Origin of the sequence: Bacillus sp. FSL K6-3154, assembly GCF_040869395.1 — a bacterium.
In the GTDB taxonomy this organism is placed as follows: Bacteria; Bacillota; Bacilli; order Bacillales; family Bacillaceae; genus Bacillus; species Bacillus safensis.
The window spans coordinates 721049-734267 of the sequence record NZ_CP152033.1; the positions used below are offsets into that span (position 1 = coordinate 721049).

General features: G+C 45.2%; 7 protein-coding genes, 6 tRNA genes, 3 rRNA genes and 1 riboswitch. Of the genes, 4 read left to right on the forward strand and 12 right to left on the reverse strand.

Going from position 1 to position 13219, the window contains the following annotated elements:
• Positions 1 to 2 precede the first annotated feature (2 nt).
• The 9 genes from MHH61_RS03935 to MHH61_RS03975 all read right to left on the reverse strand — a co-directional run bounded on the left by MHH61_RS03935 (position 3) and on the right by MHH61_RS03975 (position 5949).
• Positions 3 to 88 (reverse strand) — tRNA-Leu (locus MHH61_RS03935).
• A gap of 12 nt (positions 89 to 100) precedes the next feature.
• A tRNA-Gly gene (locus MHH61_RS03940) sits at positions 101 to 172 on the reverse strand.
• A gap of 30 nt (positions 173 to 202) precedes the next feature.
• Positions 203 to 285, reverse strand: a tRNA-Leu gene (locus MHH61_RS03945).
• A gap of 8 nt (positions 286 to 293) precedes the next feature.
• Positions 294 to 369: transfer RNA gene (locus MHH61_RS03950), tRNA-Lys, on the reverse strand.
• Between the two features lie 37 nt (positions 370 to 406).
• Positions 407 to 482: transfer RNA gene (locus tag MHH61_RS03955), tRNA-Thr, on the reverse strand.
• A 33-nt stretch (positions 483 to 515) separates the two neighbouring features.
• Positions 516 to 591, reverse strand: a tRNA-Val gene (locus MHH61_RS03960).
• 519 nt (positions 592 to 1110) lie between these two features.
• A 5S ribosomal RNA gene (rrf, locus tag MHH61_RS03965) occupies positions 1111 to 1226 on the reverse strand.
• A 61-nt stretch (positions 1227 to 1287) separates the two neighbouring features.
• A 23S ribosomal RNA gene (locus tag MHH61_RS03970) occupies positions 1288 to 4218 on the reverse strand.
• A gap of 182 nt (positions 4219 to 4400) precedes the next feature.
• A 16S ribosomal RNA gene (locus tag MHH61_RS03975) occupies positions 4401 to 5949 on the reverse strand.
• The 16S, 23S and 5S rRNA genes sit together here, the layout of an rRNA operon.
• A 434-nt stretch (positions 5950 to 6383) precedes the next feature.
• Positions 6384 to 6485: riboswitch (TPP riboswitch) on the forward strand.
• Between the two features lie 98 nt (positions 6486 to 6583).
• On the opposite strand from MHH61_RS03975, the gene thiT reads away from it, so the two are divergent.
• Positions 6584 to 7159: an energy-coupled thiamine transporter ThiT gene (thiT, locus tag MHH61_RS03980; protein ID WP_025094237.1), complete on the forward strand. Its 576-nt coding sequence runs from the start codon at positions 6584 to 6586 to the stop codon at positions 7157 to 7159.
• A 240-nt stretch (positions 7160 to 7399) separates the two neighbouring features.
• On the opposite strand, the gene MHH61_RS03985 is transcribed toward thiT, so the two are convergent.
• Positions 7400 to 7954 (reverse strand): GNAT family N-acetyltransferase, encoded by a 555-nt coding sequence (locus tag MHH61_RS03985; RefSeq protein ID WP_125586240.1) that lies wholly within the window; start codon positions 7952 to 7954, stop codon positions 7400 to 7402.
• A 171-nt stretch (positions 7955 to 8125) separates the two neighbouring features.
• Here MHH61_RS03985 and MHH61_RS03990 point away from each other — a divergent pair, with 171 nt between their 5' ends.
• The 3 genes from MHH61_RS03990 to ftsW are packed head-to-tail and all read left to right on the forward strand — an operon-like array spanning position 8126 to position 11072.
• Positions 8126 to 8764, forward strand: coding sequence for a DUF1232 domain-containing protein (locus MHH61_RS03990; RefSeq protein ID WP_125586238.1), 639 nt, complete (start codon positions 8126 to 8128; stop codon positions 8762 to 8764).
• A gap of 14 nt (positions 8765 to 8778) precedes the next feature.
• Positions 8779 to 9933, forward strand: a complete 1155-nt coding sequence (rodA, locus tag MHH61_RS03995; RefSeq protein WP_125586236.1) for a rod shape-determining protein RodA — start codon at positions 8779 to 8781, stop codon at positions 9931 to 9933.
• Complete coding sequence (gene ftsW / locus MHH61_RS04000) at positions 9930 to 11072, forward strand: putative lipid II flippase FtsW (protein ID WP_169510660.1); 1143 nt, start codon at positions 9930 to 9932, stop codon at positions 11070 to 11072. Before rodA ends, ftsW begins: the two co-directional genes overlap by 4 nt.
• Before the next feature lie 30 nt (positions 11073 to 11102).
• Here ftsW and MHH61_RS04005 read toward each other — a convergent pair whose 3' ends face one another.
• Positions 11103 to 12650: a flotillin family protein gene (locus MHH61_RS04005; protein ID WP_034284308.1), complete on the reverse strand. Its 1548-nt coding sequence runs from the start codon at positions 12648 to 12650 to the stop codon at positions 11103 to 11105.
• 11 nt (positions 12651 to 12661) lie between these two features.
• Entirely contained in the window at positions 12662 to 13192 is a 531-nt protein-coding gene (locus MHH61_RS04010) for a hypothetical protein (protein WP_034284306.1), read from the reverse strand.
• Positions 13193 to 13219: the final 27 nt, after the last annotated feature.

A 13219-nucleotide genomic window follows, 5' to 3' on the forward strand; every position in this document is an offset into this window, starting at 1 on the left:
AATGCCGAGGGCCGGACTTGAACCGGCACGGTAGTCACCTACCGCAGGATTTTAAGTCCTGTGTGTCTGCCAATTCCACCACCCCGGCGTGGATGGTATAAGCGGAAGACGGGATTCGAACCCGCGACCCCCACCTTGGCAAGGTGGTGTTCTACCACTGAACTACTTCCGCATTACAGGATTTCTTTATTTTATTTGGCAATGCGGGTGAAGGGACTTGAACCCCCACGTCATAAAGACACTAGATCCTAAGTCTAGCGCGTCTGCCAATTCCGCCACACCCGCATGAAACATGGTGAGCCATGAAGGACTCGAACCTTCGACCCTCTGATTAAAAGTCAGATGCTCTACCAACTGAGCTAATGGCTCGCTTTAAAAGCGACTTGTCTATCTTACCATATGAAAGTGGTGCCGGCAAGAGGACTTGAACCCCCAACCTACTGATTACAAGTCAGTTGCTCTACCAGTTGAGCTACACCGGCTTTATCTATCCTAACATTATGTAAGAATAAATATGGTGGAGGATGACGGGCTCGAACCGCCGACCCTCTGCTTGTAAGGCAGATGCTCTCCCAGCTGAGCTAATCCTCCACTATGTAGGAATCTCTCGATCCGACAAAGATTATTATATACAGGTTTTAATCATTTGTAAAGGCTATATTAAAAAAATTTTATTTCAATTTTCATTGCGTATTTCTTTTAACAAATGATCGTCATTTCACCTATTCAAACAGCTGCTGTTCCACGTTCAGCAGCTCAACTTCTCTCTTCTATATTCTCTTTTAAAACGTTCGATTCCTTCAGAAATATTAGCAGTCCCTCATTTTTATACTTTAATGATATATGTAATCTCTTTAGCCGTAAGCATTTATAAAAATCATATAGGCTTACACTTCTTTAATTTCCCTATATAAGCTGATACTCTATCTCTCTATTGTTTTTTATAGATATGTTTTATGCGATAGGCTCATTTTCTCTTTATATCCAAGTATTTTACACGCTGCTTGTGGACATAAAATGAAGCCACGATCTTTTATCAAACAAGTGAATGTATGTACCCTCAACTTGCACAAAAAAGACCAGTTCCGACTGGAACTGATCCTTCTAGAAGCTTGGCGGCGTCCTACTCTCACAGGGGGAAACCCCCAACTACCATCGGCGCTGAAGAGCTTAACTTCCGTGTTCGGTATGGGAACGGGTGTGACCTCTTCGCTATCGCCACCAAACCTGATGGAGAGAATGTTCTCTCAAAACTAGATAACAATGTTCATGCTTCACATTAGAATATAGGTTAAGTCCTCGATCTATTAGTATCTGTCAGCTCCACGTGTCACCACGCTTCCACCTCAGACCTATCAACCTGATCATCTTTCAGGGATCTTACTTCCTTGCGGAATGGGAAATCTCATCTTGAGGGGGGCTTCATGCTTAGATGCTTTCAGCACTTATCCCGTCCGCACATAGCTACCCAGCGATGCCCTTGGCAGAACAACTGGTACACCAGCGGTGCGTCCATCCCGGTCCTCTCGTACTAAGGACAGCTCCTCTCAAATTTCCTGCGCCCGCGACGGATAGGGACCGAACTGTCTCACGACGTTCTGAACCCAGCTCGCGTACCGCTTTAATGGGCGAACAGCCCAACCCTTGGGACCGACTACAGCCCCAGGATGCGATGAGCCGACATCGAGGTGCCAAACCTCCCCGTCGATGTGGACTCTTGGGGGAGATAAGCCTGTTATCCCCGGGGTAGCTTTTATCCGTTGAGCGATGGCCCTTCCATGCGGAACCACCGGATCACTAAGCCCGACTTTCGTCCCTGCTCGACTTGTAGGTCTCGCAGTCAAGCTCCCTTGTGCCTTTACACTCTGCGAATGATTTCCAACCATTCTGAGGGAACCTTTGGGCGCCTCCGTTACATTTTAGGAGGCGACCGCCCCAGTCAAACTGCCCACCTGACACTGTCTCCCTGCCCGATAAGGGCAGCGGGTTAGAAGGTCAATACAGCCAGGGTAGTATCCCACCGATGCCTCCACCGAAGCTAGCGCTCCGGTTTCCAAGGCTCCTACCTATCCTGTACAAGCTGTACCAACATTCAATATCAGGCTGCAGTAAAGCTCCACGGGGTCTTTCCGTCCTGTCGCGGGTAACCTGCATCTTCACAGGTACTATAATTTCACCGAGTCTCTCGTTGAGACAGTGCCCAGATCGTTGCGCCTTTCGTGCGGGTCGGAACTTACCCGACAAGGAATTTCGCTACCTTAGGACCGTTATAGTTACGGCCGCCGTTTACTGGGGCTTCAATTCGCACCTTCGCTTACGCTAAGCGCTCCTCTTAACCTTCCAGCACCGGGCAGGCGTCAGCCCCTATACTTCGCCTTACGGCTTCGCAGAGACCTGTGTTTTTGCTAAACAGTCGCCTGGGCCTATTCACTGCGGCTTCTCGGGGCTTTAACACCCTAAGAAGCACCCCTTCTCCCGAAGTTACGGGGTCATTTTGCCGAGTTCCTTAACGAGAGTTCTCTCGATCACCTTAGGATTCTCTCCTCGCCTACCTGTGTCGGTTTGCGGTACGGGCACCTCTCACCTCGCTAGAGGCTTTTCTTGGCAGTGTGGAATCAGGAACTTCGCTACTAAATTTCGCTCGCCATCACAGCTCAGCCTTCACGGGAAACGGATTTGCCTATTTCCCAGCCTAACTGCTTGGACGCGGATATCCAATACCGCGCTTACCCTATCCTCCTGCGTCCCCCCATTGCTCAAATGGTGAGGAGGTGGTACAGGAATATCAACCTGTTGTCCATCGCCTACGCCTTTCGGCCTCGGCTTAGGTCCCGACTAACCCTGAGCGGACGAGCCTTCCTCAGGAAACCTTAGGCATTCGGTGGACGGGATTCTCACCCGTCTTTCGCTACTCATACCGGCATTCTCACTTCTAAGCGCTCCACCAGTCCTTCCGGTCTGGCTTCACAGCCCTTAGAACGCTCTCCTACCACTGTTCGTAAGAACAGTCCGCAGCTTCGGTGATACGTTTAGCCCCGGTACATTTTCGGCGCAGAGTCACTCGACCAGTGAGCTATTACGCACTCTTTAAATGGTGGCTGCTTCTAAGCCAACATCCTGGTTGTCTAAGCAACTCCACATCCTTTTCCACTTAACGTATACTTTGGGACCTTAGCTGGCGGTCTGGGCTGTTTCCCTTTCGACTACGGATCTTATCACTCGCAGTCTGACTCCCAAGGATAAGTCATCGGCATTCGGAGTTTGACTGAATTCGGTAACCCGGTAGGGGCCCCTAGTCCAATCAGTGCTCTACCTCCGAGACTCTTACCTTGAGGCTAGCCCTAAAGCTATTTCGGAGAGAACCAGCTATCTCCAGGTTCGATTGGCATTTCACCCCTACCCACACCTCATCCCCGCACTTTTCAACGTGCGTGGGTTCGGGCCTCCATTCAGTGTTACCTGAACTTCACCCTGGACATGGGTAGATCACCTGGTTTCGGGTCTACGACCACGTACTCATGCGCCCTATTCAGACTCGCTTTCGCTGCGGCTCCGCATCTTCTGCTTAACCTTGCACGGGATCGTAACTCGCCGGTTCATTCTACAAAAGGCACGCCATCACCCGTTAACGGGCTCTGACTACTTGTAGGCACACGGTTTCAGGATCTATTTCACTCCCCTTCCGGGGTGCTTTTCACCTTTCCCTCACGGTACTGGTTCACTATCGGTCACTAGGGAGTATTTAGCCTTGGGAGATGGTCCTCCCGGATTCCGACGGAATTTCACGTGTTCCGCCGTACTCAGGATCCACTCTGGAGAGAATGACATTTCAGTTACAGGGCTGTTACCTTCTTTGGCGGGCCTTTCCAGACCTCTTCGCTTATATCATTCCTTTGTAACTCCGTATAGAGTGTCCTACAACCCCAAGAGGCAAGCCTCTTGGTTTGGGCTGTTCCCGTTTCGCTCGCCGCTACTCAGGGAATCGCATTTGCTTTCTCTTCCTCCGGGTACTTAGATGTTTCAGTTCCCCGGGTATGCCTTCTCATACTCTATGTATTCAAGTATGGATACTACTCCATTACGAGCAGTGGGTTTCCCCATTCGGAAATCTCCGGATCAAAGCTTGCTTACAGCTCCCCGAAGCATATCGGTGTTCGTCCCGTCCTTCATCGGCTCCTAGTGCCAAGGCATCCACCGTGCGCCCTTTCTAACTTAACCATTTCTTACTTTAGAAAGAATCACTATGTGTGATGAACTTTGCATTGCATTCAATGTGAATGTATTACTTATTGTTATCTAGTTTTCAAAGAACAATCCTGTCTCGCTAGAGACATGTTTTGAAGGAATGATCCTTCAAAACTAAACAAGACGAAAACGCACGCTGCTCCATATATCCTTAGAAAGGAGGTGATCCAGCCGCACCTTCCGATACGGCTACCTTGTTACGACTTCACCCCAATCATCTGCCCCACCTTCGGCGGCTGGCTCCATAAAGGTTACCTCACCGACTTCGGGTGTTGCAAACTCTCGTGGTGTGACGGGCGGTGTGTACAAGGCCCGGGAACGTATTCACCGCGGCATGCTGATCCGCGATTACTAGCGATTCCAGCTTCACGCAGTCGAGTTGCAGACTGCGATCCGAACTGAGAACAGATTTATGGGATTGGCTAAACCTTGCGGTCTTGCAGCCCTTTGTTCTGTCCATTGTAGCACGTGTGTAGCCCAGGTCATAAGGGGCATGATGATTTGACGTCATCCCCACCTTCCTCCGGTTTGTCACCGGCAGTCACCTTAGAGTGCCCAACTGAATGCTGGCAACTAAGATCAAGGGTTGCGCTCGTTGCGGGACTTAACCCAACATCTCACGACACGAGCTGACGACAACCATGCACCACCTGTCACTCTGTCCCCGAAGGGAAAGCCCTATCTCTAGGGTTGTCAGAGGATGTCAAGACCTGGTAAGGTTCTTCGCGTTGCTTCGAATTAAACCACATGCTCCACCGCTTGTGCGGGCCCCCGTCAATTCCTTTGAGTTTCAGTCTTGCGACCGTACTCCCCAGGCGGAGTGCTTAATGCGTTAGCTGCAGCACTAAGGGGCGGAAACCCCCTAACACTTAGCACTCATCGTTTACGGCGTGGACTACCAGGGTATCTAATCCTGTTCGCTCCCCACGCTTTCGCTCCTCAGCGTCAGTTACAGACCAGAGAGTCGCCTTCGCCACTGGTGTTCCTCCACATCTCTACGCATTTCACCGCTACACGTGGAATTCCACTCTCCTCTTCTGCACTCAAGTTTCCCAGTTTCCAATGACCCTCCCCGGTTGAGCCGGGGGCTTTCACATCAGACTTAAGAAACCGCCTGCGAGCCCTTTACGCCCAATAATTCCGGACAACGCTTGCCACCTACGTATTACCGCGGCTGCTGGCACGTAGTTAGCCGTGGCTTTCTGGTTAGGTACCGTCAAGGTGCGAGCAGTTACTCTCGCACTTGTTCTTCCCTAACAACAGAGCTTTACGATCCGAAAACCTTCATCACTCACGCGGCGTTGCTCCGTCAGACTTTCGTCCATTGCGGAAGATTCCCTACTGCTGCCTCCCGTAGGAGTCTGGGCCGTGTCTCAGTCCCAGTGTGGCCGATCACCCTCTCAGGTCGGCTACGCATCGTCGCCTTGGTGAGCCATTACCCCACCAACTAGCTAATGCGCCGCGGGTCCATCTGTAAGTGACAGCCGAAACCGTCTTTCATCCTTGAACCATGCGGTTCAAGGAACTATCCGGTATTAGCTCCGGTTTCCCGGAGTTATCCCAGTCTTACAGGCAGGTTACCCACGTGTTACTCACCCGTCCGCCGCTAACATCCGGGAGCAAGCTCCCTTCTGTCCGCTCGACTTGCATGTATTAGGCACGCCGCCAGCGTTCGTCCTGAGCCAGGATCAAACTCTCCGAGGTATGCAGGATGTATATCACACATGCGTTGCTACACGATGTAGCGAACTTAGCAAGTGATCATTTCCTGCCTCGCCAGTTTGACTGACTACCTATGAAGTATCATAGGATTTTTTATAAAAACTCGAATTAACAGGTACGTTTTGTCTTGTTTAGTTTTCAAAGATCATCTTCGCCGTCTCTCAGAGGCGACTTTATTAATATAACATTCTATCAAGATAAAGTCAACAACTTTTTTCTTAATGTTATTTATCAACCGCGCTGTTTCAGCGGCGAATACAAATATAACACCTTTTGAAAGAAGAAACAAGTATTTTTTCTAAATAATTTATTTTTCCTTATCTCTCCCTATATATTGATACAAATGCTGCTTATCTCGGGAATTGTCTATTGTTGATCCTGCAGGTCTTTAGTATATTTATAATAGATTGAAACTAAATAACCGCAGGGGGAGCTTTGTGCTGAGAGTGAACATTCGTTGTTCTGACCCTTTGAACCTGTCAGTTAATACTGAAGTAGGAATGTGGAATCACTTGAATACATACGGTGTATTCAAATCGATATGTTTTTCTATGAATAACATACTCATCCTTACACGGTCTCTCCTTGCTCAATTCATGAAAAAGGAGATTTTTTTATGCAGCAATCAAATCAATTGGTACGACTGATGGAAATCGCAATTATGACTTCACTTGCACTTGTATTAGATTACTTATCAGGTCTCTTTTTAAGAATGCCCAATGGCGGTTCTCTTGCGCTGATTATGATTCCCGTCATTCTCATGTCTATTAGATGGGGAATATCTACCGGATTTATCATCGGTGTGTTAATCGCAGGTCTTCAGCTGATGAATAGCCCGATTATCGCTACACCTGTTCAAGGATTCCTCGATTACTTCGTTGCATCTGTTGTCATTTCTTTAAGCGGCCTGTTTTCTGGACTGATCAAAAAAGCCATTCAGGATCAAAAGCGAAAACAGCAATTCTTCTATATTACCCTAGCTGTTTTTATTGCTAGTTTCTTCAGGCTGCTGACGTTCTTTATTTCTGGCGTCGTTTTCTTTTCTCAATATGCACCGAAAGGAACACCAGGATGGGTCTACTCTTTAATTTATAACAGCACATATATGGTTCCTTCATTTATTATTTGCAGTATCGTTCTTTGTATACTTATCCCAAGTGCATCCCGTTTGGTTTTTCCTCGTCAAAAATAACCGGCTGATTTCAGCTGGTTATTTTTTTATGCATAATTTGCTGCTCTATGGAATCTATTAATAGTAGAAGATTTCATGCTGGAGGTACGACAATGAGCCCTTACTCCATTATGCTGTGCTGTTATATTCTCAGTCTTGCTTATTTTTTGGCAGGCTTCTATGAAGCTTTAAAAATAGCAGGCGTGAAAGGAAAAGTAGAAGCTTCACCGTTTATTTCTTACATGTTGCTTGCTGTGCTCTTCACTTTTTTCTCTCATTATTACTGGAAGCTGACGATTTAATTCGCTGTACATGGTTATTCAATATAGACAGCTCCCATCCATACCCTATTTCATTATGGTTCTCGCCAGCCAGCTCGAACTGGCTGGTAACGACAAAACTAGGTTGAAGTTTTTGATAAAATTGTTTTGCCGAATTTTGTTCAAACACCCATAGCATCAACTTCTGATACCCTTTTTCTATTAAATAATCGACACCTTTAGCAATTAAGGCAATACCCGCACCTGATTTCTGTTTCTGTTGTAATAAATAGATGGCATATAGCTCTCCATCATATGTAGAATAACGTTCGTCACGTTGTTTTCCGAAAGAAGCAAAACCAAATACGCCATCCGCATCTTCTGCGACAAACGTCCCTTCAAGTGACCTTCTTCTCCAGCTCTCTTTCCGATCTTCAATGTTTAAACCATCTAAATACTCATGCGAAATAATCCCCTGATAAGTCGTCTGCCAGCTTTTCACATGAATCTCAGCGATTTTTGGAATATCTTGATGTACCGCATGTCTCACCTTCATCCGCGCCACTCCTACTCACTGTTTTTATCCTATTTATATTATGATAAATTCTTATTTTTTAAAATTCAATCAATAAAGGATATCCGTTGACATTTTGTCAACACACCTTTATATTGGGTACGACTTCTTCTATAGAAGAGTTGATACATAATGAAAAGGATGGCGTAGAAAATGGATATTAAGACAACAGAGCTTGGGCAAATTTTAAAGGGAAAATTGCAGCAACGCTCTTTATCTTTAAGAGAGCTCAGCACATACACAGGAATCGATAAAGCGACACTGTCCAGAATCATGAATGGAAAAAGAAAACCCACTTTGAATCATCTGCAGCGGCTTTCAGAATCTCTGAACATATCATTAGATCAACTATTGACTGCTTCAGGGTATCCAATTAAAAACGAAAAGGCGCACGGTGATACGTTCATTCAAGCGGTAGAAGAAATTGAAAAAACCCTAAAAGATCAAGAGGTCTACGACGGTACGTTTAGTCAGACCAAATTGGAACAAAAGTTAAACGAATACGAAGTCTACAGCCAAACAGCTGAAGGAAAAGAAACGATTACGGCAAAGTTTGAAAAAAAGATGAAGACGCTAAGCGGCGTCGGACCATTTCTTGAGCAGTTGAAAAACATGTACAGTTTATTCATAAATGGACGAGGAACTCCTCGAGAATTGATGCTGATGGGAGGCGCACTCCTTTATTTCATTATGCCTGTTGATTTAATACCAGATTATATTTTTCCGATCGGCTATATTGATGACGCTGCTGCGGTGCAAGTCATATTAAACCAACTGACAAATAGGGCATAGCAGGAAAAGAAGCCATGAAAAAACAGTACAGCATTGACTTCGCACTTTTACTCACTGTTATTTGTTTATTTGTCATCAGCCTACTAGCTGTTTATAGCGGATCGGGACAGTATGAAACGCAAGATATGCTTTATTTCGTCAAAAGGCAAATTTTCTGGTATATCGTCGGTTTCGCTCTCATGGCAGCAGTTGCCTACTTTGATTATGAGCTGCTTGAGCGTTTATCTTTTCGGTTATTTGCAGGTGGTATTTTTCTCATTATTCTTGTGCATTTTTTCGGAACGAGTCAAAATGGTTCCCAAAGGTGGATCAGCTTCGGTTCAATCAAAATTCAGCCATCAGAGTTCATGAAAATTTTTGTGATCCTGCTGCTTGCGGCTGTCTTGAACCAATACAAGCATCAGCGATTTTCTTTTCAAGAAAGCATCATTCCTACAACTAAAGTCATTTGCTGGACTATCGTCCCTTTTTTCCTCATCTTAATTCAGCCAGATTTAGGAACAGCGCTCGTGATCTTATCCATTGCCTTTACACTGATGCTTGTATCAGGGATTTCGAGCAAGATGACGGCTGCATTAATGGCTGCTTTTCTTGCACTTCTTGCCTTTTTGATCTATCTGCACAATCATCATTTTGAGCATTTTACGAAAATCATTAAGCCTCATCAGCTTGATCGCATTTATGGGTGGCTCTCTCCTGATGAATTTGATTCAACATACGGGTATCAGCTGAAACAATCGATACTCGGCATTGGATCAGGTCAATTATCAGGAAGCGGTTTTACAAAGGGGCAACAAGTACAAGGTGGCAATATCCCTGAAGCCCATACGGATTTTATATTTGCCGTCATTGGTGAGGAGTTTGGTTTTATTGGCGCCTCTCTTTTGATGTGTCTGTACTTAATGATGATTTACCGAATCATTCACGTGGCTATGCACGCTAATACACTCTATGGATTATACATATGTGCAGGTGTCGTTGGGCTGATCATGTTTCAAGTTTTCCAAAACGTAGGGATGACAATCGGTTTAATGCCTGTGACGGGGCTTGCACTTCCCTTTATCAGCTATGGAGGCAGTGCGCTTTTGACCAACATGATCGCCATTGGTCTCGTGTTTAGTGTCAATCTTAGATCATCATCCTATATGTTTGGTCGCAATTGGGGTTGAAGATGATGACATTCCTTTTATCCCATCTCAAAAGAATCGACCACATTCTTGTTGGTACGATTGTGTTTCTCTGCTTATTTGGTTTACTGATGGTCTACAGTGCAAGTTATCCTTTAGGAGAAGTGAAGTATGAACAGGGCAGCTATTTCTTTATCAAACAATGGCAATGGCTCGTGATGGGGGGATTCTTTTTCTTCATTGCCGCTCTTCTCCCTTATCAGATTTATCGCAAATGGATGAAGTGGCTTGTCTTACTGTCATTGCTATGTCTCATCCTTGTCCTGCTTCCTGGAATTGGTGTTGTCAAAAATAATTCACAGCGGTGGATTCATCTAGGTTCTCTCATGCTCCAGCCTTCTGAAGCTGTGAAACTAGTGATGGTGATCTATTTTGCCTATGTGTATGCGAAAAAACAAGCGTACATTACATCTTTTAAAAAAGGTGTAATGCCGCCACTCATTCTTTTAGGGATTGTTTTTTTATTGATCTTAAAGCAGCCGGATTTAGGCACAGCTGTGTCTATTTTATTAAGCTGCGGCATTATTTTATTATGCGCTGGATTGAAAACGCGCCATCTTATTTTGCTGGGATGGACTGCCGCAGCGGGAATCACTTTTTTTGCTGTGACAGCTCCTTACCGTTTAAAACGGCTGACTTCTTTTCGTAATCCTTTTCAGTATGAAAATGGGGATGGATATCAGCTGATTCATTCGTATTTCGCGATGAATTCAGGCGGGCTGACGGGAAATGGCTTAGGCGGAAGCATTCAAAAACTGGGCTTTCTTCCTGAAGCCCATACGGATTTTATCATGGCCATCATCAGTGAAGAACTGGGAATCATGGGGATTTTGCTTGTGATTGGTGCATATCTCCTCATCATGTATCGAGCCATGCGAATTGTGCAAGCTTTACACGACCCATTTGGAAAACTGTTAACGATCGGGCTCACGTTTCAAATCATGCTCCAAGCAGCCTTTAATCTAGGAGCTGTCTACGGGCTTCTCCCCATTACAGGCATACCTCTTCCCTTTATTAGCTATGGCGGCTCCTCCTTAATGTTTATGATGATATCGGCTGGTATTCTCGTGAATCTTTCTTCATATGTAAAAAAGAATCCATATCGGGCGCATGCCAAATAGACACCTTCTGCTGGAAGGTGTCTATTGATTTTATTCTTCTATTTGAGTATCAGCGATCTCTTTTTTTCTTGGTTGTTTGATTTCATTGGTTAGTTCTTGAATGCTTTGCTTCACATTGCCTTTGCCAGAAAAGTTCTCAATAATTTCTTTCACATCTATTCCAGAGGATGCTTTCAGGCTTTCTTGCAGACTGGACATGAGGTTTGTGGCATAGCCAGTGACTTTATTAGCACCGCTGCCTTCCCCGTTACCGCCCGTATCCACAACAGTAATTTTATCAATGTTAGAAAGTGGTGCAGATACTTGCTTCGCATATTCAGGTAGCATTTTCACAATCATATCAAGAATGGCTGCCTGACCATACTGTTCGAATGCTTCAGCGATTTTCTCTTTCGCTTCGGCTTCTGCAAGTCCTTTTAGTCTAATGACTTCCGCTTCTGTTTCCCCTTTTGCACGATCCGCTTCCGCTTTGGCAAGCCCGTCAATACGGACTTTCTCAGCTTCTGCTTTGGCCATTGCTTCAATGCTGTATTTCTTGGCATCTGCTTCAGCGAGGCGTTTCGCTTTTTCCGCCGCAGCTGACTGCTCAACAGCATAACGGTCCGCATCTGCTTTCTTTTTCACTTCAGAATCGTATTGACGTTCACGACGCTGAATCTCTTTTTCTTCTAATTCAATTTGTTTCTGACGCTCAATGATTTTGACTTGCATTTCTTGTTCAGTTACGTGCTGACGGTTACGAGCTGTTTCTAGATCGTACGCTTGGTCAGCACTTGCTTTCGCTGTATCCTGTTCACGTCTGAATTCTGCTCTTTTCAGCTCATTAATCTTTTCTGCTTCAGCGATTTCAGTAGCACGCTCAAGCTCAGATTTCTTCGCATCTTTATCAGCTTCGGCACGTTTGATACGTGTTTCTTTATCTGCTTCAGCTGTTGCAATATCTGCATCACGTTTTACTTGGGCAATTCTTGGTTTACCTAGAGATTCTAAGTAGCCATTTTTATCACGAACATCTTTAATCGTAAACGATACAATGACAAGACCCATTTTCGCTAAATCTTGAGAAGCGACACGTTGTACTTCTTGAGAAAATTTCTCTCTGTTTTTATAAATCTCTTCAACTGTCATTGATCCTAAGATTGAACGAAGGTGGCCTTCTAATACTTCTCTCGCTTCGTTTTCGCGGTCTTCTTTTGTTTTCCCTAAAAATTGCTCTGCAGCAGTCGCGATTTCTTCAATCGATCCGCCAATTTTAATGATGGCTGTTCCATCCGCCATGACCGGTACACCTTGTTCGGTATAGACTTCAGGTGTTGAAACGTCTAGCTTGCTAGATAGTAAGCTGAGCGGCTCTGCTTGTTGAAAGACTGGAAGTACAAAGGTACCGCCGCCTCTCACAATCTTAATCTTGTTTCCACCTTCATCCACGTGGACATTTTTACTTCCTAGGTAACTTCCTGTGACGATTAATGCTTCATCTGGACCTGCTGTCCGGTATTTAGAAACAAATACACCAATAAGTGCAATAAGAATCACAAGCACAATTCCAATGATCACTAAAATCGTTGTTCCTGGCATAGCATTCCCTCCTAGATTTCTTCATTTGGTATAACAGATAAGACGCCTTTGTTCACTTCGACAACTAGCACACGGGTTCCATATGGAATCTCCTCTTGGTCGAAACTGACAGCTGGCTTTGAGATTTTCCCGCTATTACTGATTAACAGCACTTCTCCAAATCCGTCTTTTGGAACAGATACAATGATCTCCCCAGTTCTTCCTTTTAAATCGGCCTCCGTATAAGAGAGAGATTCTTCAGCAGAGGAAAGCGGGACTAATACAAATACATTCAAACAGGTCACAAGGATCACTGCGAGGATGGCAGATAATACTGCGCCAAGTCCACTTCCTACAATTGCTGTTTTTTCAGAGATAAACCCTCCAGCCGAGAAAAAGGTAAGAAATGCGAGGATCAATGTTGGTTGAAGGAATGGAACAGGGATCGCTTCAAATAATCCATCAAATACATCGCCGAAAAAGACGAAAACAAGTGTCAGGATTCCTGATATCATTAATATGTATAAATACAGCGTCTGAAGAGGCAGCCCGAACACATCCATCTTCCTCATCCTTTCTTCATGAAATGA